General features: G+C 38.3%; 21 protein-coding genes. All 21 read right to left on the bottom strand.

The window, feature by feature from the left end:
• Positions 1–49: 49 nt before the first annotated feature.
• The 21 genes from ACFQZ9_RS19405 to der all read right to left on the bottom strand — a co-directional run bounded on the left by ACFQZ9_RS19405 (position 50) and on the right by der (position 19,605).
• The gene (locus tag ACFQZ9_RS19405) at positions 50–616 is read right to left on the bottom strand and encodes a ReoY family proteolytic degradation factor (RefSeq protein ID WP_026573268.1); all 567 of its coding nucleotides are present in this window, start codon (positions 614–616) and stop codon (positions 50–52) included.
• Between the two features lie 33 nt (positions 617–649).
• A complete protein-coding gene (locus tag ACFQZ9_RS19400) occupies positions 650–1,918 on the bottom strand; it encodes a tetratricopeptide repeat protein (RefSeq protein ID WP_498944978.1) in 1,269 nt (422 codons plus the stop codon).
• A 31-nt stretch (positions 1,919–1,949) separates the two neighbouring features.
• On the bottom strand, positions 1,950–2,642 hold the full coding sequence (locus ACFQZ9_RS19395) for a hypothetical protein (RefSeq protein ID WP_498944977.1): 693 nt from the start codon (positions 2,640–2,642) through the stop codon (positions 1,950–1,952).
• Between the two features lie 310 nt (positions 2,643–2,952).
• Positions 2,953–4,242: a 3-phosphoshikimate 1-carboxyvinyltransferase gene (gene aroA / locus ACFQZ9_RS19390; protein WP_498944975.1), complete on the bottom strand. Its 1,290-nt coding sequence runs from the start codon at positions 4,240–4,242 to the stop codon at positions 2,953–2,955.
• 13 nt (positions 4,243–4,255) lie between these two features.
• On the bottom strand, positions 4,256–5,359 hold the full coding sequence (locus tag ACFQZ9_RS19385) for a prephenate dehydrogenase (RefSeq protein WP_498944974.1): 1,104 nt from the start codon (positions 5,357–5,359) through the stop codon (positions 4,256–4,258).
• A gap of 11 nt (positions 5,360–5,370) precedes the next feature.
• Positions 5,371–6,483 carry a pyridoxal phosphate-dependent aminotransferase gene (gene hisC, locus ACFQZ9_RS19380; RefSeq protein ID WP_498944973.1) on the bottom strand — a complete coding sequence of 371 codons (1,113 nt, stop codon included), beginning with the start codon at positions 6,481–6,483 and terminating at the stop codon, positions 5,371–5,373.
• Between the two features lie 36 nt (positions 6,484–6,519).
• Positions 6,520–6,894, bottom strand: a complete 375-nt coding sequence (aroH, locus tag ACFQZ9_RS19375) for a chorismate mutase (RefSeq protein ID WP_026573274.1) — start codon at positions 6,892–6,894, stop codon at positions 6,520–6,522.
• A 17-nt stretch (positions 6,895–6,911) separates the two neighbouring features.
• Positions 6,912–7,982 (bottom strand): 3-dehydroquinate synthase family protein, encoded by a 1,071-nt coding sequence (gene aroB, locus ACFQZ9_RS19370; RefSeq protein WP_498944971.1) that lies wholly within the window; start codon positions 7,980–7,982, stop codon positions 6,912–6,914.
• Entirely contained in the window at positions 7,982–9,154 is a 1,173-nt protein-coding gene (aroC, locus tag ACFQZ9_RS19365; RefSeq protein ID WP_498945189.1) for a chorismate synthase, read from the bottom strand. Before aroC ends, aroB begins: the two co-directional genes overlap by 1 nt.
• A gap of 170 nt (positions 9,155–9,324) precedes the next feature.
• On the bottom strand, positions 9,325–9,771 hold the full coding sequence (gene ndk / locus ACFQZ9_RS19360; RefSeq protein WP_026573277.1) for a nucleoside-diphosphate kinase: 447 nt from the start codon (positions 9,769–9,771) through the stop codon (positions 9,325–9,327).
• 96 nt (positions 9,772–9,867) lie between these two features.
• Positions 9,868–10,830, bottom strand: coding sequence for an isoprenoid biosynthesis enzyme family protein (gene hepT / locus ACFQZ9_RS19355; protein ID WP_498944969.1), 963 nt, complete (start codon positions 10,828–10,830; stop codon positions 9,868–9,870).
• A gap of 40 nt (positions 10,831–10,870) precedes the next feature.
• Positions 10,871–11,575: a class I SAM-dependent methyltransferase gene (locus ACFQZ9_RS19350; RefSeq protein WP_498944968.1), complete on the bottom strand. Its 705-nt coding sequence runs from the start codon at positions 11,573–11,575 to the stop codon at positions 10,871–10,873.
• A 2-nt stretch (positions 11,576–11,577) separates the two neighbouring features.
• On the bottom strand, positions 11,578–12,399 hold the full coding sequence (locus tag ACFQZ9_RS19345) for a heptaprenyl diphosphate synthase component 1 (protein ID WP_232489976.1): 822 nt from the start codon (positions 12,397–12,399) through the stop codon (positions 11,578–11,580).
• A 229-nt stretch (positions 12,400–12,628) separates the two neighbouring features.
• On the bottom strand, positions 12,629–12,865 hold the full coding sequence (mtrB, locus tag ACFQZ9_RS19340; RefSeq protein WP_327834434.1) for a trp RNA-binding attenuation protein MtrB: 237 nt from the start codon (positions 12,863–12,865) through the stop codon (positions 12,629–12,631).
• 28 nt (positions 12,866–12,893) lie between these two features.
• Complete coding sequence (folE, locus tag ACFQZ9_RS19335; protein WP_133335887.1) at positions 12,894–13,460, bottom strand: GTP cyclohydrolase I FolE; 567 nt, start codon at positions 13,458–13,460, stop codon at positions 12,894–12,896.
• A 173-nt stretch (positions 13,461–13,633) separates the two neighbouring features.
• Positions 13,634–13,906 (bottom strand): non-specific DNA-binding protein Hbs, encoded by a 273-nt coding sequence (hbs, locus tag ACFQZ9_RS19330; RefSeq protein WP_034676225.1) that lies wholly within the window; start codon positions 13,904–13,906, stop codon positions 13,634–13,636.
• A gap of 361 nt (positions 13,907–14,267) precedes the next feature.
• Complete coding sequence (gene spoIVA, locus ACFQZ9_RS19325; protein WP_198309025.1) at positions 14,268–15,746, bottom strand: stage IV sporulation protein A; 1,479 nt, start codon at positions 15,744–15,746, stop codon at positions 14,268–14,270.
• Between the two features lie 326 nt (positions 15,747–16,072).
• Entirely contained in the window at positions 16,073–16,795 is a 723-nt protein-coding gene (locus tag ACFQZ9_RS19320; protein ID WP_498944967.1) for a YphF family lipoprotein, read from the bottom strand.
• A gap of 30 nt (positions 16,796–16,825) precedes the next feature.
• A complete protein-coding gene (locus ACFQZ9_RS19315) occupies positions 16,826–17,011 on the bottom strand; it encodes a DUF2768 domain-containing protein (protein ID WP_198309027.1) in 186 nt (61 codons plus the stop codon).
• A 215-nt stretch (positions 17,012–17,226) separates the two neighbouring features.
• Positions 17,227–18,276, bottom strand: coding sequence for an NAD(P)H-dependent glycerol-3-phosphate dehydrogenase (locus ACFQZ9_RS19310; RefSeq protein ID WP_198309028.1), 1,050 nt, complete (start codon positions 18,274–18,276; stop codon positions 17,227–17,229).
• Positions 18,277–18,294: 18 nt separating this feature from the next.
• Complete coding sequence (gene der, locus ACFQZ9_RS19305) at positions 18,295–19,605, bottom strand: ribosome biogenesis GTPase Der (RefSeq protein ID WP_498944966.1); 1,311 nt, start codon at positions 19,603–19,605, stop codon at positions 18,295–18,297.
• Positions 19,606–19,738 lie beyond the last annotated feature (133 nt).

The raw sequence follows: 19,738 nt of genomic DNA, 5'->3' as shown, positions 1-19,738 counted from the left end.
TCATCAACATCAACATTTTACGTTGAATGACAAAAAAAAGAAGGCCTGCTTATAGCAAGCCACCTTTTTGCTCGATTTTTTTTAGGTTATTTAATTTTCCGGTTAACTCATGAAAAGCTGCTTGATCCTGTTTGTCTAACGCTTCGTCAATTAATTGGAGCAGTTTCTCCCTCTGAAAGCGTTCGATACTCTTTTGAAGAAATTGTTCTGCAATTATCCCGTCTTTTTCATTTTCCTGAAGGTGTTTCGGTACAAAAGGGTTTTCTTCCAGTACAGCTGCATATTGATGTGCCTGATTCGATGCATGAAAGTTCAATTGAATAAAAATTTCTTCGTCACGATTTAAGCGGATATCGTGAAAAGACTTCTCAGCATCTGTTGTCATCACATTTTCTTTATAAAAGCGAAACGGTACTTTATCAACACAATGGGTAGACATAATCAATCCTCGTGGGCAATACTGGGCTTGCTCGACAAAATGAACCTTTTCCATTAATTGATCGTGGCTCATTAAATAGTTAAGGATCCACACACATTCTCTTCTCTTTAGTTGATAATGATTTAAAAACCAGCGAATAAAGTCCTTTTTCTCGTTGACAGATACAGGGGTTGCCATAAAAGTTTCCCTCCTCTGCGCTTTTCAGCTTTATTAGTAATCTTCTGTACCTTTAAAACGTTCAAGTAAATCGATGTACTCTTCATTTGTTGGATCATGTTTTTGCAGCTGTTTAAAAATTTCGGCAGCAGTGTCCGTTTTTCCTTCTTCAATTAAAAAATATCCGTAATCTCGAAGAAAGTCTGGATTGTTTTTATAAAAAGTATATGCTGCTTCATATTTGTCTAATGCATATGAAAATTCCTCTAATCTGTGAAAGCTTAGGGCGGCATCCCATAAAAACTGGGGTTCTTCGTCTTCCTCAAAATCCAACTGGGAAATTAAATCAATTACATCCTCATATTGCTCTTGTTGAATAAACAGTTTATTTAACGTCAGGGCTGCTTCTATAAAACCTGGATCTAATGCAAGCGCCTCCCGAAAAAGTTGCTCGGCCTTGTCTGTTTTACCCAGTTTAATCGCTATTTTCCCACCATAAAAATAGAGGTCCTTGTTAAATTCATCCTGTTTAATCCCCTCATGAATGGTGCGGAAGCTATTTTCCAGTTCTTCTTCACGTTCGTATGCCTTTGCAAGATGTAAATATAAGGAGTGGTACTCGGGGTCAAGCACTTTTAATTCCTCAAACTTCTCGATTGCTGTACGATTGTAATCTGCCTGGAGTGCAGTGAATGCATAACCAAAAAGGGTATTAATTTCTAACTTTTCATCGAGTGCCTTATCATAGTAGGTCAAAGCTTCTTCAAAGGCACCTGAGGAGCTTAACAGCTCGGCCATCCGTTGATAAATATTAACACCGGCAATCATACTTTTTTCTTTTAATACAATTTCATATGCGGCCATTGCCTTGATGATTTCACCCTGTTCGCTATAAAGCTCCCCTAGTGCAAAATCGATTATCACTTCTTCAGGTAAAATTTTCTTTGCTTCTAATAGCTTTCTTTCACAAACCTCGTAAAGCCCTTGAACTTGGTACAAGTCGGCAAGTAATAATAACGATTGTCCATAATTTGGATCTTGTTCGGTTATTCTTTCAAGAACAAGAATCGCTCTTTCCTCTTCACCAGCTTCAACTAGGATCTCACCAAGAAGAACCAGAAGTTCACCTTCTTCGGGATAAATCTCTAAAAGATTTTCAACTAGAGCTTGTGCTTCTTCTAAAAACCCAAATTGGTATAACTCCTCCGCTAAAAGGAATTTTTCGTCAGACATGCCGCTGTTTAATACAACATTATATTCAGTTAATGCTTCTTTATGTTGACCTTTTTCCAACATTTGAATAATTTTATTTATGCGGTCCATTCTCTTATCCTCTCGTTCCAAGGCTGTTCAGTTAAATAGTAAAAAAAGATGGGGTTTTCACTTTAACATATTCTCCATTCCCCGGTCTATATAAAACCTCTCCCCCTGAACGAATAACCTTTCCTTTATGAATTGTCACTACAAGTCTATCACCATGATAATGAAATAAACTCACTTCATCAACATTCTTGATTTCTCTAGCCTTTAAATATAGGTTATAGCTTACCTCAGCCCCATGCATTAAACTTGCTCTTTGTGGATATAGACCTATTTTATTTAAAACCATGGCTGGTAGTGGTTCGTTTTCATCCAATTCCTCAAAAAGACATGGGATTTTCTCTTTTATCATCACCATTTTCCATTTACTCAAGAAATCTTTGGCTTCTTTTTTGGCTGGTGAGGATATTACCGGGATTAAAGGGCAATTAAAAGGAAATAAAGCATCCCTTATCCACCCCCATGGAATTTCCTCAAGTTCTTCTGTCTTATTTATTTCTACAAAGATAGCCGGTATCCTTTCTCTTTTGCAGATTCTGATAAATGATTGTGTGACTTTTTTTATCGGGATTTTCACACTAATAATAAAGTCTACCGGGCTTCCCATAAGGGCAGTCTTGATCTCTCGTACTTTTTCAGGTATTTCTCTTTCGTAGGAAACATTTACGCAGGTTAGAATTGTTGTACAGCCTTTTAATAAAAATTCTTCGGTCATGTATTTTTTCATTTCTTGAAAGGTTCCCTTATAAGGGATTTGGTTGTTTAGCAGGACAAAGGTAGGGGTCATAATGTAGGGTTCTGCATTCATTTTCATCCATTTGTATTGGTTAAAATCTGTTCGAACTGAGGCAATTTTATTTTCTTTAATAAGCAGGGAGCGTTTTTGCAATTGGTTATCCTTTAGAATATTGGCATTTTCGATGATATAGGTCATAAAATCACCCCTTTTACTTGTCTATAAGACAAGCTATGTGGGATTTTAAGAAATATTCCATCCATATTTTTATGAAATAAAAAAGCTGCACGAGGGCAGCTTTTTACTTGATAAGTGAATGTAGATGGTCAAAAAAGTTCGGATAGGAAACGGAGATTGCTTCCGGATTTTCAAGATTCACTTCTTCTTTACATAACAGCGAAGCAATTGCCAGCATCATACCGATTCGGTGGTCACCATGGCTGGACACTTTTCCACCCTTAAGTTCAGATTTTCCGTGAATAATCATGCCATCCTCCGTTGCTTCAATGGAGGCACCTAATTTATTTAACTCATTAACAACCGTGTCAATCCGATTTGTTTCCTTCACCTTCAGTTCTTCCGCATCCTTAATGATTGTGGTCCCTTCAGCTTGAGTAGCCAATAGGGCGATAATCGGAATTTCATCGATTAATCTTGGAATAATCTCTCCTTGCACGACCGTCCCCTTAAGCTTAGAGCATTTAATTACGATATCCCCAACAGGTTCAAAAGAACTTTCATCCTGTACTTGAATATGTATGTCTGCGCCCATTGCTTGCATAACCTCAATAATACCGGTTCGGGTAGGGTTTAACCCAACATTTCTTAAGGTAATTTCACTACCTTCTACAATCGCACCGGCAACAAGGAAAAAGGCTGCAGATGAAATATCACCTGGAACATGAATCGTTGCTGCTTTTAGCTGTTGACCGCCTCTTAACCTAATTGTGAGATTGTCTTTTTCAATTTCACCGCCAAACTTTCGGATCATTCTTTCTGTATGATCCCTCGTTTCTGCCGGTTCAATAAGGGTTGTTTCCCCTTCAGCCTGAAGCCCGGCTAAAATAAGCGCAGACTTCACTTGTGCACTCGCAACTGGCAATTCATAGGTAAATGACTTAAGTTTACCGCCACGAAGTGATAAAGGCGTGTAAGCACCGTTCTCGCGCCCGTCTATTTGTGCACCCATTTGCTTTAGTGGATTGGTCACCCTTGTCATTGGTCTTTTACCAATTGATTTATCACCAATTAGCGAATTAAAAAAAGGTCTGCCAGCAAGAATTCCCATTAGTAAGCGAATCGTCGTTCCAGAGTTTCCTACATCTAATAGTTCGTTTGGCTCATTTAACCCTTCAAAGCCTTTTCCAATAATCTGTAATTCGTTACCCTTAACAGAAATGGTCACTCCAAGCTTTCTAAAGCAAGAAATTGTACTTAAACAGTCCTCACCAAGTAAGAAATTCGTTACCTTGGTTTCTCCATGGGCAATTGACCCAAACATTACGGAGCGGTGGGAGATTGATTTATCTCCCGGAATCTCAATTTCCCCTATTAAGCCTTTTATGTTCGTTTGTAATTGTATATCTTTCATAACATCACCTTTTTTACCCTATAGATGTTTCGTAGCTAGAATAAGTGGCAATACATTGTTCAGCTCTTTCACGATCTTCTTCTGTTTGAAAGCTGATAACAAGAATCCCATATATTTCTTCTCTCGTTTCAATGATCCGAATATTGGTAATACTGATTTTTTCCTTGGCAAGATAACCAGTCACTTCTGAAATAACCCCCGGATAGTCAGGAACATCCACATATAAATCATAAAAAGCCGGAATAGCTCCCTTTTCCCTAACAGGCAGGCGGTCGCGAAATTGTTTCGCTTGTTGAAAGTATTGAAAAATGGCCTGAGAGTTTTCTTCTTCCAATAAATTTTTAACCCCATTCATTTCTGCTTGCCATTGATCGAGAAGACCAATTAGTATCTCCCGATTATTCAATAAGATATCCTTCCACATTTCCGGACTGCTTGAGGCTATCCTGGTTATATCTCTGAAGCCCCCAGCTGCCAAACGTGGAATCAGCGTCTCTTCTGACGCCAATTTTTCCGTCTGACGCACGATCGATGCAGCAATAATATGTGGAAAATGACTGACGACTCCGGTAAGGAAATCATGGTTTTCAGGTGATATCGTTAAAAATTTGGCTCTAGTACCTTTAAGCCAAATTTTCAATTTTTCCAACCTGGTATTTTCGATATGCCCTTCAGGAGTAAATAAATAAAATGCATTTTCAAATAAAATTTCTTTAGCAGCTGTAACACCACTTTTATGAGAACCAGCCATCGGATGGCCACCAATGAAAGTAATACCTTTTTCTCTTAAACTGTTTGCACTCGCAACAATTTTTCTTTTTGTACTTCCAGTGTCTGTCACAATAACTTCTGGATTCAATGGTAGATCAGACAGAAGTTCAATGATGGCTTTTGTTTCGTTTACAGGTGCTGAAATAATAATTAAATCAGCCGAAAGAGCACCTTCTTGGATGCTTTCGGCTGCGGTATCAATTACACCCAGCATTTTTGCCAAGCGTGCCTGCTCAGAATTTATATCAAATCCGATTATCGTTGTTTCTTTATGTTCCTTTTTTATACATAACGCTAGGGAACCGCCAATTAGCCCTAATCCAATGACAAATACACGGCCTTTCAAAAAAACTCCTCCTACTTCCCCTGGTGCTGTTCCACACGGCTTTCACGCAGGAACTCCTTCAGCACCTTTAGTAAACCTTCATTTTGTTCAAAAGAACCAACTGTAATCCTAACATAGGTTGGGAATCCAAGTGCCTTTCCAGAACGAACTATATACCCACGCTCAAGTAAATATTGAAAGACTTTGTCTCCATCCTCATTAAAATCAATCAAAATAAAGTTTGTTTGTGATGGATAATAGGTAAGTTGATTTTGCTCACAAAATTGATAATACTGCTCGAGACCTTTTCTATTTACCATTCGACATTCCTCAACAAATTCCTTATCGGAGAGTGCCGCTGCGGCTGCCAGCTGTCCAAAGGAACTTACATTAAATGGCTCTCTGGCAGGTTCTAAAGCTTCAATAATTTGAGGGTTGGCAACACCATAACCAATCCGGAGTGATGCTAAACCATAAATTTTTGAAAAAGTTCTTAACACAATTAAATTTTGATATTTTCTCGTTAATATAATTGAATCATAATAATCATCTGCCACAGCATATTCAAAGTAAGCCTCATCAAGGACTACCAGAACTTCAGGCGGAACACGATCTAGAAACGAAACTAAATTATTTTCAGGAATATATGTACCTGTAGGGTTGTTTGGACTGCATAACCAAACAATGTTTGTTTTTTCATCTATAGCCTGAAGCATTCCATCTAAATCATGATCCCCATTGACTAATGGAACTTCCTTAATAACGGCCCCTTCTATCACTGCATTATGTTTGTACTGCGAAAAAGTTGGGGCTGCCATAACTGTACTGGCATCAGGATGAAGCAATGCTCTTGAGATAATTTGAATAAGATTATCGGAACCATTACCGAAGATTAGTTCTTCCTGTTCAACCTGTAAAAAAGCAGCCAAAGTTTCCCTAAGATTGGTTGCGTATCCATCAGGATAAATGGCAAAACCAACCTCATGTGATTGAAGCGCAGAAAGCACCTTTTTTGAACAACCGAATGGGTTTTCATTTGATGCAAGTTTAACAATTTGGTCAAGATTGTATTGTCTTTTTACTGAATCTATCGATTTTCCCGGCTGGTACGGAGTCAACGTTAATAATTGTTCTTTCCATCTCATTTTTCTCCACCCCATTGTAAAAATTTTGTTAAGACGTTAAAGTTCACTACTGCTATCTAAGTCAGGTCTTAAAACTTTCGCACCTCTTAAATAGACATGGTTAATTTCTTCTTGTAATTTTTCCGTATTCACATGCATCATAATTCTCACACACATTTTTAACGAATTTGGGACGGGTAATTCCCGCATACACATTACAGGTACATAGGTCCATCCGGAAAATTTCCGTAATGCCTTTGCTGGAAATGCTGCATCCACGTCCTCAGTTGTTGAGATAAAAACAGATGCAACAGAAGTTGGGTGAATCTGATTGCTATCAATGACCTCTTTGACGAGCTCTTCAGTTGCAGAAACAATCTCATCCTCTGTATTTCTACTAACTGTAATTGCTCCCCTCACCCCTCTAATCATGAAAAGTTCCCCCTTGATTAAAAACTGTTAAGTTCTTTTAATAATAAATCTTCAGGAATTTCCTGGAGATTTGGTTTGCCAATTTGTTCTAGTAAAACAAATCGGATCGTTTCACCGATTGTTTTTTTATCTTGTTTCATCTTTCCGATTAATTGTTCAATCATTAATCCATCTGGTATTTTAGTCTCATAGCCAAGGCTTTCAACCCATGAGATAAATTCATGTAAATTAAATGAAAGATGGTTGATTTCATTACTGAGCTTTAACGCAAATACCATCCCAATCATAACCGCTTCTCCATGGGTAAAATTACCATAACCCATTTCTGATTCAATAGCATGTCCTAGGGTATGTCCAAAATTCAAATAGGCTCGAATCCCTGTTTCTTTTTCATCTTTTGAAACAAATTCGTTTTTGATGGCAATCCCTTTTGTTAATGAATAGGTTAACTGCTCGGTTGTGATAGCGGTAAGATCACTTATATTGGTTTTAAGCCAAAGATAAAAGTCAGGATCGTTAATGAGCGAGTGTTTAATAACCTCTGCAAATCCAGAGCGGATTTCCCGCTCCGGTAATGTAGAGAGTAGCTCAAGATCATAAAAAACGGCTTCAGGCTGATGAAAAGCACCAATCATATTCTTTCCCAATGGATGGTTAATGGCAACCTTCCCGCCAACCGCACTATCATGAGCTAAAATAGTTGTCGGAATTTGAATAAATGGGATTCCCCTCATAAAAGAGGCAGCAACAAACCCAGATAAATCCCCGACTGCTCCACCACCTAAAGCAAGGATTAAAGATTTTCGGTCTAACCGATTTTCTAAAGCTGTCCCTAAAGCAGAATAATAAACATCGAAGGTTTTAGCCTTCTCCCCACTTGGCGCAGTAAAGATTACCGGCTCCCAAGGCTTAAGACAGTCTACTAGGTTTTCCAGATGAAGACTGCCAACAGTCTCATCTGTAATGATTAAAACTTTGGTCAAATTGTTAAAATGCTTGTCTAAAAATGAACCAATTTCCCTTCGAATCCCTTCACCAACAAAAACTTGATAGCTTTTTGACTCCGTTTGAATTGGAATAATTTGCATTAGAATTCCCTCGCATATTCCCGCTGTCTGTTAATTTCCTCAGCAAACGTATCAAAGCGATCGCTATAGAATTGCTCAACAAGTGCACTCGCAAGCTCCCAAGCCACCGCATTCTCTGCTACTACAGCTGCGGCAGGTACCGCACAGCTGTCAGACCGTTCTATGCTTGCAGTGAACGGCTCCTTTGATTCGATGTCAACACTCATCAGCGGCTTATAAAGCGTTGGGATTGGTTTCATAACTCCTCGGACAACAATCGGCATACCTGTCGTCATACCGCCCTCAAAGCCTCCCAGACGATTGGTTTTTCTGTAATAGCCCTTTTCCTCGCTCCATGCAATCTCATCATGAACCTCACTGCCAGGCTTTCTTGCCGCCTCAAAGCCAATACCAATTTCGACCCCTTTAAATGCATTAATTCCAACAATCGCAGCGGCTAATTTTGAGTCTAATTTTCGATCATAATGTACATAGCTTCCAACCCCTGTCGGCATTCCTGTTGCAATAACCTCTACAACTCCACCGATGGAATCGCCATTTTTCTTTGCATCATCTATCGCAGCCATCATTTTCTGTGCTGCATCCGCATCTGCACAACGAACAGGCGATTGTTCAGTTGTTTCCTTAAGGGCCTCATAGGTTAATGATGGGTCAACTTCTGCCTTAATTCCGGCAATTTCAACGACATGCGAAATAAGCTCAATCCCTACTAATGACAAAAGCTTCTTTGCCACAGCACCGGCTGCAACTCTTACTGTTGTTTCACGTGCAGATGAGCGTTCAAGAACATTCCTCATATCACCATGTCCATATTTAATTGCCCCGTTTAAATCGGCATGTCCAGGACGGGGCCGTGTAATTTTTCTTTTAATCTCATCCTCTTCCCCTTCAAGAAGCGGATCTGCACCCATTATATTCGTCCAGTGCTTCCAGTCATTATTTTTCACCACTAAAGCAACTGGTGAACCAAGGGTATACCCATGACGAATTCCTGATGCGATTTCTACCATATCTTTTTCAATTTGCATTCTTCGGCCACGGCCATAACCTTTTTGTCTTCTTGCTAATTCCTCATTTATGTCATTGGCTAACAACGGCATACCCGCAGGAAGACCTTCGATGATAGTAGTTAATTGAGGTCCATGGGATTCTCCTGCTGTTAAATATCTCATTCCCATTTGTTCTTTCTCCCTTCAACTCATTAAAGAATTATTTATCAATATAACATATCCTGATCAATAAACATAGTAAAACTATTCCGAAAATAGGGAAAAAATATTTGAAATCGCATACAAAAAGGCACTTGTATAAAAGTTATACAAGTGCCTTTTTTACAACTATTTTAATAAATCCATTCATTTACAGGTTTAGTGTATTCAACCAATTCATTTTCTTTAAAGAAAATGCCGATTTCGCGTTCTGCACTTGCAGGTGAATCAGAACCATGGATAACGTTTTTACCAACTGTTATACCGAAATCGCCGCGGATTGTTCCAGGAGCTGCATCTTTTGGATTAGTAGAACCCATCATTTGACGTGCAGTCGCAATTACGTTTTCACCTTGCCAAACCATTGCAAAAACCGGACTGGATGTAATGAAATCAACTAATTCTCCAAAGAAAGGGCGTTCTTTGTGCTCACCATAATGCTCTTCAGCAACTTCTTTTGGAATGCTCATTAATTTTGCTCCAACAAGTTGGAATCCTTTTTTTTCAAAACGTGCAACGATTTCGCCAATTAGGTTACGTTGTACGCCATCAGGTTTTACCATTAAATATGTTCTTTCCATAATCCCACTCCTAAATCATTATGTATATGATTGTCATTAAAAAGCAATCAACGAAAATAGTATCATTATTTTGGTAATTTCGCAAGACCGGAAAATCTAAAACTTGCGTCTTCCAATATACTTCGCAATATCTCGAAGCGTTTTCTTTGCTTTATTCGTAGGCAGTTCTTCAAGAACAGCCAATGCTTTATCAAGATAAAGATCACTCAATGCAATCGATTTTTCAATCGCTCCTGATTGTTTAATCAGGGTAATGATTTCGCTTATCTGATCTGGCTGAGTATTCTCATTCACTTTAATGATTTCCTCACGAATTTTCGCGTTTTCCATTGCATACAAAACCGGGGCTGTGATGTTTCCTTGCAATAAATCACTTCCTGCTGGTTTGCCTAACTCTGCCTCAGAAGCAGTAAAATCCAAAATATCATCGGTTATTTGAAAGGACATCCCCACATAATATCCAAAACGGTATAAGTTTTTATGGACAGATTCGCTGGCACCTGCGGCAATAGCCCCTAATTGACAACTTGCAGCAATCAACAAGGCCGTTTTCCGCTTTATCCTTCGGAAATAATCACGGAAATTTTGATTAAAACGGTATTTATCCTTGATTTGTTGAATTTCGCCAATTGTAACCTCTACAATCGTATTGGCCAAAATTTTATGCGCTGCAGGATCTTTAATATTAGACATTAATTCAAGTGAAAGAGCAAAAACAAAATCACCTGTATACATGGCAATCTGATTATCCCATTTTGATTTTACCGTTGGCTGCCCTCTTCGAAGGTCAGCATCATCAATTACATCATCATGAACAAGTGAAGCCATATGGATAAGTTCTAAAGCAACTGCAACGTCTTTCATTGTCTCAATATCATAATGTCCAAATTTTCCTGCAAGCAAAACAAAAATAGGACGAATTCTTTTTCCTCCAGCTTGAAGTGTATGCATTGAAGCCTGCTTTAAAAGAAACGAGTCTGACTTAATCGTTTCTTCAAGCTTCTTTTCAATTACGTTGATATCCGAATTCAAAAATGAATACATCATTTTTAATTTCATTTGTATTCACCAGCTTTTCATCCTGTCTACATATAATCTATCAGTTCTTATACCCAAAATGAACGGCAGCTGCGCCCCCGCTATAGGGTCTATAGAAAACATTCTTAAAGCCTGCAGTCTCAAACATTCGGGCAAGCTCCCTCATGCCCGGAAAATCCCTTGCAGATTCATGAAGCCATGAATACTCATTATAGCTTTTTGCAAATAGCTTTCCAAATAAAGGCATAATATAGTGAAAATAAAAATAAAACAGCTGTCGATATCCAATCAATGTGGGCTGTGATGTTTCAAGACATACTGCAACCCCACCAGGTTTCAAAACACGGTTCATCTCTTTTAAAACCTGTAAGTAATCCGGTACATTCCTTAATCCAAAACCAATTGTCACATAATCAAAACTTTGGTCTGGGAATGGAAGTTCCATCGCATTACCGTGAATTAATTTAACTTGATTCAAACCTAAATGATTAACTTTTTCCTGGCCAACCTTAAGCATGTTTTTGCTGAAATCCAACCCAACAACTTCACCGGAAGGGCCTACTGCTTCAGCTAGTGCAATCGTCCAGTCTCCCGTTCCACAGCAAACATCAAGGGCTTTTGAACCAGGTTTAACTTTCATCCTATTCATCGTGTCCTTCCGCCACTTTATATGCTGTTGAAAACTTATCACAGAGTTCATCTTGTCATAGTTATCAGAAATCTTTTCAAAAACCTTATGAACCCGCTGTTCTTTCGATTGCTGCATGATTACCCTTCCTCCACAAAAGTTTTTGCAATTGGCTGTGCTCGATCTAGAATAAAGGAAATTCGCTGTTCAAGTAATTCATTTAAATAAGGAAACTGATTTTTTCCTTTTTCAATCAATTGTTTTGTTTTATTAATATAGCGATCGCAAATCATGAGCAGGTCCTGCTGCTGATCGCTCGATAAATTTGTTGATTGCTGTTCATTATAGGGAAAAATAATATTTTTTAGTCCTTCAAATAATAATGAACTGCCGTATTGAAGATATTGTTTTTTCTCCGTTAAAAGACGCTTAACGAAGAATAAATTTTCGAAAAACTCAGTCCAAGCATCTCCTTGAAAATATTCAGTGAGCTTGATTAGTAAAGAACTTTCAATCCTTTTTATACTCATCATCAGCTTGTCAATTGTATCCGCTTCTCTATGGTAAACCGATATTTTATTTTCATTAATTTCCTTAATTCCTTCAGAAAGTGCTTTTATAACCAAAATATCTTCTGATTCAGCAAGAAGTTTATAATATAGACCACTGAAATAATCCCCTGCTAAAACAGTTAATTGACGGCTTTTTTCATCATCGGACGAAATCGAATTTTGTTCATGGGTATCAAGGGCAATTTGAATTAGCATTGTAGATAAACAGTAGTTTTTGACTTCCTTGTAAGACAATTCGAGTCCATCCATAATTGATAAAAGGATAAGAAGTTTATCCTCGTCAATAATGGGGGTTTCAATATGTTTAAGCAAGTATGGGTCCAATACCCTTTGTTCAACCTGCTCTAGAATATCTGTAAATTTTTGTCGAATGTCTGACACTCTAATCACCCTTGCTTCCCCAAAAAGTTTATATCTTTATTCTGTTATTTTCTAATAAACAGGAATATTCATGCCTGTTATTCAGCTAATTTCGGATAGTTTTCGATCCTTTTTTAAACAACAGACACAATTATAGCATAAATGAATTACCCTGAGAGGAAATTCGCAAAATAAACACATTTTCAATGAAGGGAATAGATTAATCCTTTTGATATTGAAGGTAATCGATTTTCATCAATCATTTTTTCATTTCACTTTCTACTTCGCCAAATTGGGTTAAAACCTTTGCGTTGCCCCTAATTTTAATTGCGGATGTATGCTCCGTAAATTGGGCAATTAAAACCTCTCCCTTATCAAGCTTTTCAGAATGATGGAATCTAGTATCCGTTCCTCTTGTTAGACCGATTACATTTACTCCGTCATCTAAGGCTTTTATCACAACATAATCACTATTTTGGGATTGCCGTTTTTCCAATTATAATCCCCCCTAGCTTTTGGTTTTACTAATTTTTAATTAATGAAAGAATTTCAGAGCGTGCAATCGTATCATTCGCAAGTGTTCCACGAACAGCAGTCGTTACTGTTTTTGAGCCGGGTTTTTTTACCCCTCTCATCGTCATACACATATGTTCAGCTTCCACAACGACCATTACACCATGCGGCTCAAGCTTTTCCATAATACTATCTGCAATGGTAGAGGTTATCCTTTCCTGAAGCTGCGGTCTCTTCGCAACGGCTTCTACTGCCCGTGCTAATTTACTTAGTCCGGTGACACGGCCGTTTTGTGGAATATAGGCAACATGAGCCTTCCCAAAGAAAGGTACAAGATGATGTTCACACATAGAATAAAACGGAATATCTTTAACTAATACTAATTCCTCATGATCCTCGCTAAAAATAGTTTCAAAATGTTTTTTAGGATCCTCATTTAATCCGCTAAATACTTCCTCATACATTTTTGCTACACGTTTAGGTGTATCAAGTAAGCCTTCACGGTTTGGGTCCTCGCCAATTGCTTCTAATATTAAACGCACCGCCTCTTCGATTTGGGCACGATTTACATCTGACATGGTGATTCCTCCTACTGTATATCTGTCAAGTATATATGACACATACATATTAGCACAACCTTTTCACTACAGGCAAAAAAGAAAAGCATAAAGCATTCTTTAATGAAAAAAGGTCATGGCTTTAACCATGACCTTAGCTCTTAAGCATTCGCTTAAAGCAATAAATTATGTAATTATTTTACTGCGTCTTTAAGCGCTTTTCCTGGCTTAAATGCTGGAACTTTGCTCGCACCAATCTCAATTTCCTCACCAGTTTGAGGGTTGCGACCTTTACGTGCTGCACGCTCGCGTACTTCAAAGTTACCAAAACCGATTAATTGAACTTTATCACCGTTTTTCAAAGCATCTAAAATTGAATCAAAAACAGCATCAACTGCTTTGGTAGCATCTTTTTTAGAAAGTTCACTTGCTTCAGCTACTGCATTAATTAGTTCTGTCTTGTTCATGCCATTCACCTCCTCCCAAAGCAATTATTCAAAAACTCGTAAATAAGGTTACTTATCTACATTTCTAAACAGATTTTCCAAATTCTATACGTCATAGTGCGGTTTTATTAACAATTTAATCTTAAATGAATTTTTCTTATCGTACAATCTATTTTTTTTGAAAAAACCTTATAATATAAAGGTTTTTAGCACCATAACGTAATTCTGTTAAAAGATTATCATAATCATTTCAGCATATCAAGAAAATTTCATGAAATAATGGTAATCTTTTCTTTAAAACAACAAATTTCTACTTTTTTCTCTCTATTTTCTTACAAAATACTACAAAAAAGAAAAAAGACCCCATGCGGAGTCCCTTCTTCTAGAGGATAATGGCAATTAAACCGCCTGATCCCTCGTTAATAATTCTCTCTAATGTTTCTTTTAATTTATATCTTGCATTCTCAGGCATTAATGAAAGCTTTGCTTGAATCCCTTCTCGAACAATAGAGCTTAGCGACCTGCCGAATATATCAGAATTCCAAATCGATAGAGGGTCATCCTCGAAGTCTTGCATTAGATAACGGACCAGCTCTTCGCTTTGCTTTTCAGTACCAATGATCGGAGCAAACTCAGATTCAACATCAACCTTAATCATATGAATAGAAGGTGCAACAGCTCTCAACCTTACTCCAAACCGGGCACCTTGACGGATAATTTCCGGCTCTTCAAGACTCATGTCTGAAAGCGTAGGTGAGGCGATACCATAACCTGTTTGCTTCACCATTTTCAATGCATCAGAGATATGGTCATATTCCGCTTTTGCATGTGCAAAATCTTGCATAAGTTCAAGAAGATGGTCTTTACCCCTAATTTCTACACCGACGATTTCTTTCAAAATATCATCATATAACTCATCTGGAGCGAATAAGTCAATTTCTGCAACCCCTTGCCCCATCTCAATCCCTGCTAATCCTGCACGGTCAATAAAATCATATTCACTGAATTGTTGCACGACCCTGTCAACATCTCTTAATCTCTTGATATCTTTAACAGTATCTTTTACTGCCTCCTGATAGCTCGCGCGGAGCCAGTGATTCTCCCTTAAGACCATCACCCAGCTTGGCAGGTTCACATTCACCTCAAGGACTGGGAACTCATACAAGGCTTCACGAAGAACATTGAGTACATCGCTGTCCCTCATGCTTTCTACACTCATTGCAATGACTGGAATGTCATATTTTTCGGCCAGGCTCGACCGAAGGGTTTCTGTACTCGGATGGTAAGGCTGAGCACTGTTGACAACCATTATAAACGGTTTGCCGACTTCTTTTAGTTCCTCAACGACTCTTTCTTCCGCCTCGATGTAGTTGCTTCTCGGGATTTCACCAATTGTTCCATCTGTAGTGACAACAACCCCGATGGTTGAATGTTCTTGAATAACCTTCCTTGTTCCGATTTCAGCTGCTTCATGAAAGGGAATCGGTTCTTCATACCAAGGAGTGGTAATCATTCGAGGTCCATTTTCATCCTCATAGCCTTTTGCACCTGGCACCGTATAACCAACACAATCCACAAGCCTTATATTAACATCCAAACCATCATCAACATGAACTGTCGCTGCTTGATTTGGAACAAATTTCGGCTCTGTTGTCATGATTGTTTTGCCGGCAGAACTCTGTGGAAGTTCATCTTGAGCACGTGATCTGTCAGCCTCATTGTTTATATTCGGTAAAACAACCAGTTCCATAAATTTTTTAATAAATGTTGATTTCCCTGTCCGTACCGCTCCTACGACCCCTAAATAAATATCACCGCCGGTTCTCTCGGCAATATCTTTAAAAATATCAACCTTTTCCAAGTGATCCCCTCCCGATCATAGACTAAAGTGGGATAATATTATCCATCTAGGTATTTTTGGACAGTATATGTTTATGACGTTGTCCTATATTGTTATGACACTTTTTTAAAAATTTTTTACCCCCCTATTCAAAATTCAGTGCTTTTAAAGGTATGTGTCGTGTCTGAACGGTTTGGATCAAGTGAGGGTTTCGAATAAAGATACACAGCTTTCATCTCGGTGTTATCCTTATTGGGATAGATTTTGTTAACCTATTAACCTAAAAAACCCTTCTCCTACAATATATTTCGCAAGAAAAGGGTTATGACAATTTAATATTATCTTATTTATTCATGAACTTTAGTTTCCAGAAAAACAGGCTCTTTAGTTTTAGGATCCACCGTATAGGGTAAGGAATAGGCCGGAACAAACATGGAGTTGTTCACGAGAATAGACCGAATGTCCTCCCCGGGTTTAAAGGTTTTTTTCGTTTTCTTCAACGCCTGATACAAATCAGCCCGATAATCTACATAGACCTCTGCATTTCCGGTGATGACTAGAGGAAGATTTTGATTTGAATAAGGACTGACTACATATGGCGGACTTTCAAGACCCAGCTTTTTATAATCCAGAGTATAAACGTTATTTGCAATACTTTCTTTATAGGGCGGATATCCCTTTGTTTTAATTCTTAAATTAATGTCCCGGAGAGTTTCCGCCATCCTTAAATCCAACAATTTTACGGTTGGATTCTTTTCAACATCCACGAGCACATACTGAAAAATCCCGCCATTTTCAAAAGCATTTCCCGGAGGCTCAGCCATGTACCTCGGTGAAATTTTTTTAAAGTCAATCGGATATTTTAAATATATTGGAGTATTTGCTTCCCTTGTTTTAATCGGCAGAATGCCGCCATTTTCCTTCTGAAAAGAATCCACAGCTGATTGAACTGCCTGAATTTGATCTTTATAAGGGATTTGATTCTTTGCCAGTTTTTCATTTGGGTACATGCACCCTGATAAAAAAATAGCCGTAAACACAAAAACGCAGCCTAGCACGAGCTGTTTCATACAATCACCTTTATTTTATGTAATAAGAATTTAAGTAAATAAAACAATAAATAAAATAATTCCCGCAATAATCATAAATAAATAAGCTAGTATTGCTGTTATAGCCCGAAAAATCCCTTTTACTTTATAGCGGCTAAGATAAATGGTGAAAATCGCTAAGAACATTAAGCCGATTCCGGCAACAGAAATCCACATTTTAAGCATTCCAGGTGACAAAAATAATTCCCCCTTTTACCGTAGGTTATTATACCATAGTACAATAAAAAAACTGAAGTAAAGAGGGGCGAATTCTTTACTTCAGTCATTTAGACTAAAATAACCCATACTCCAGCTTCATACTACCTTTGTGCTTCGTTGCATTGTATGCTGACATATTAAAAAGCGTATCATCGGACACCAATTTTTTTAGTCAAAAATGCACATTTTTAGTTTTAATCATTTCTTTCGTCTAAAATATTTGTCAGGTCTTCCATTTCCGGTTTTTTTCCACGGCCCATTAAGATATCAACGCCGTCCTTTGCGTTTTTACCGTTGAACAAGACATCATACAAGGCGAAGGTGATTGGCATGACGACATCGTATTTTTTTGCGAGCTGATACGCTGCTTTTGTTGTCCTTACTCCTTCTACCACCATTCCCATATTGTCGAGAACTTCATCAAGTGTTTTCCCCTTACCGAGAAGATTTCCAGCTCGCCAGTTTCTCGAATGAACACTTGTGCAAGTTACGATTAAATCTCCAATACCCGCTAAACCGGAGAACGTTAGTGGATTTGCCCCCATTTTCGTTCCTAAACGGGCAATTTCCGCTAGACCTCTGGTGATTAAGGCGGCTTTGGCATTATCTCCATAGCCTAGTCCGTCCGTAATCCCTGCCGCAAGCGCAATAATATTTTTTAAGGCGCCGCCAATTTCTACACCAATTAAATCGGAATTTGTGTAGACCCTAAAATTATTATTGATGAATAAATCTTGAATTTTTCCAGCCGCCTCCATATTTTTCGATGATACGGTTACAGTTGTTGGATGGCGTAAACTAACTTCCTCAGCATGGCTTGGACCGGAAAGTACAACAACATCCCTTAAAAACTCTTTCGGCATTTCTTCTTCAATTATTTCAGTTATTCTCATTAGCGAGTCAGGTTCAATCCCTTTGCTCACATGGGCAATAATAAATGGATTTTTTGCAACCGAAGCGATTTTTCCAATGACTTCGCGAATTGCCTTTGTCGGCACAGCTAAAATAATTGTTTCTACACCTGATAACGAGTCACTTAAAGAAGCATAACCTACAATCAACTCCGGCAGGTTGATACCCGGTAAATACTTTTTATTTGTATGAAATTGATTGATTTCTGTAACTTGATTTTCGTTATGACTCCACAAACGGACATGGTGACCATTATCGGCTAGAACCATTGCCAAGGCTGTTCCCCAGCTGCCTGCACCTAAAACAGAGATAGTTTCAGATTTTTGCTCCATTTACTACACCGGCCTTTCTTATTTTCTTTCTCTAGCAAAGATTTTTATCGGGGTTCCTTCAAATCCAAAAGCATCGCGAATTCGATTCTCAAGGAAACGCTCATATGAAAAATGCAGTAGCTCGGGTTCGTTGACAAAGATAACAAAGGTCGGCGGCTTAACAGCAACCTGGGTTGCATAATAAATTTTCAGGCGTCTGCCCTTGTCTGTTGGGGTTGGATTCATTGCAACTGCATCCATGATAATATCATTTAACACACTAGTATCAACACGCATTGAATGATTTTCACTGGCCAAATTAATCATTGGCAACAATGTATGGATCCGCTTTTTGGTTTTAGCAGATAAAAAGACGATTGGCGCATAACTTAAAAATAGGAAATGTTCCCTTATTTTTTGTTCGAGCTCCTTCATAGTCTTTTCATCTTTTTCAACAGCGTCCCATTTATTGACGACAATAACGACTGCTCTTCCCGCTTCATGAGCATACCCGGCAATTTTCTTGTCCTGTTCAATGATTCCTTCCTCCGCATTTAAAACGACTAAGACAACATCGGAACGTTCGATCGCCCTTAGTGCCCTTAGGACACTGTATTTTTCGGTACTTTCATAAACTTTTCCTTTTTTACGCATACCCGCCGTATCAATAATGACATATTTCTCGTCGTTATATGTATAGGGTGAATCTACTGCATCCCGTGTTGTACCAGCAATATCGCTGACAATAACACGATCTTCTCCTAATATAGCATTAACCAAGGAGGATTTCCCAACATTGGGACGGCCGATTAATGAAAACTTAATGACATCGGCATCATAATCATCTCCGTTGTCTTTTGGAAAGTGTTTTGCTGCAGCGTCTAGTAAATCACCGAGACCAAGACCATGTGACCCGGAAACCGGAATCGGTTCACCAAATCCCAATGCATAAAAATCATAAATTTGTTCCCGCATTTCGGGATTATCAATTTTATTTACACCTAAAACAATCGGTTTTTTTGATTTATAGAGGATTTTCGCTACTTCTTCATCCGCAGCGGTTACCCCTTCTCTTCCGTTAGTTAAAAAAATGATAACATCGGCTTCATCAATCGCTACTTCTGCCTGTTGGCGAATTTGCTCCAAGAAAGGCTCATCACCGATGTCGATCCCTCCAGTATCAATTACATTAAAATCATGATTTAGCCATTCACCAGAACTATAAATACGGTCCCTTGTCACGCCTGGGATATCTTCTACAATCGAAACACGCTCACCGACAATACGGTTAAAAATAGTGGACTTACCTACATTGGGACGGCCCACAATGGCAATAACCGGTTTTACCATTTACATTCCCATCCTTTCAATATTTAATCAACAACTTATTTATGTTTAATTTTCTAAGCAATATACTCAGGCCAAATCATTCAGTAATAAGTGCTAATGATAAAACCCTTCTATCCATGAGAAGGGCCAACTT

The sequence above is a fragment of the Neobacillus sp. GCM10027624 genome, from assembly GCF_042675345.1.
GTDB classification, from domain to species: Bacteria; Bacillota; Bacilli; order Bacillales; family Cytobacillaceae; genus Neobacillus; species Neobacillus cucumis_D.
This window is presented reverse-complemented; position numbering and strand designations above follow the sequence as displayed.

Bases quoted from the DNA above. Each gene is read 5' to 3' on its own strand.
- ndk (WP_026573277.1), bottom strand. From the start codon at position 9,771: ATGGAAAGAACATATTTAATGGTAAAACCTGATGGCGTACAACGTAAC.
- aroC (WP_498945189.1), bottom strand. From the start codon at position 9,154: ATGAGATATTTAACAGCAGGAGAATCCCATGGACCTCAATTAACTACT.
- aroH (WP_026573274.1), bottom strand. From the start codon at position 6,894: ATGATTAGAGGGGTGAGGGGAGCAATTACAGTTAGTAGAAATACAGAG.
- aroB (WP_498944971.1), bottom strand. From the start codon at position 7,982: ATGCAAATTATTCCAATTCAAACGGAGTCAAAAAGCTATCAAGTTTTT.
- hepT (WP_498944969.1), bottom strand. From the start codon at position 10,830: ATGAAATTAAAAATGATGTATTCATTTTTGAATTCGGATATCAACGTA.
- der (WP_498944966.1), bottom strand. From the start codon at position 19,605: ATGGTAAAACCGGTTATTGCCATTGTGGGCCGTCCCAATGTAGGTAAG.
- aroA (WP_498944975.1), bottom strand. From the start codon at position 4,242: ATGAAAGATATACAATTACAAACGAACATAAAAGGCTTAATAGGGGAA.
- ACFQZ9_RS19395 (WP_498944977.1), bottom strand. From the start codon at position 2,642: ATGAAAAAATACATGACCGAAGAATTTTTATTAAAAGGCTGTACAACA.
- ACFQZ9_RS19310 (WP_198309028.1), bottom strand. From the start codon at position 18,276: ATGGAGCAAAAATCTGAAACTATCTCTGTTTTAGGTGCAGGCAGCTGG.
- ACFQZ9_RS19405 (WP_026573268.1), bottom strand. From the start codon at position 616: ATGGCAACCCCTGTATCTGTCAACGAGAAAAAGGACTTTATTCGCTGG.
- ACFQZ9_RS19400 (WP_498944978.1), bottom strand. From the start codon at position 1,918: ATGGACCGCATAAATAAAATTATTCAAATGTTGGAAAAAGGTCAACAT.
- ACFQZ9_RS19320 (WP_498944967.1), bottom strand. From the start codon at position 16,795: ATGAAACAGCTCGTGCTAGGCTGCGTTTTTGTGTTTACGGCTATTTTT.
- hisC (WP_498944973.1), bottom strand. From the start codon at position 6,483: ATGAGATGGAAAGAACAATTATTAACGTTGACTCCGTACCAGCCGGGA.
- hbs (WP_034676225.1), bottom strand. From the start codon at position 13,906: ATGAACAAGACAGAACTAATTAATGCAGTAGCTGAAGCAAGTGAACTT.
- folE (WP_133335887.1), bottom strand. From the start codon at position 13,460: ATGTCAGATGTAAATCGTGCCCAAATCGAAGAGGCGGTGCGTTTAATA.
- ACFQZ9_RS19350 (WP_498944968.1), bottom strand. From the start codon at position 11,575: ATGCAGCAATCGAAAGAACAGCGGGTTCATAAGGTTTTTGAAAAGATT.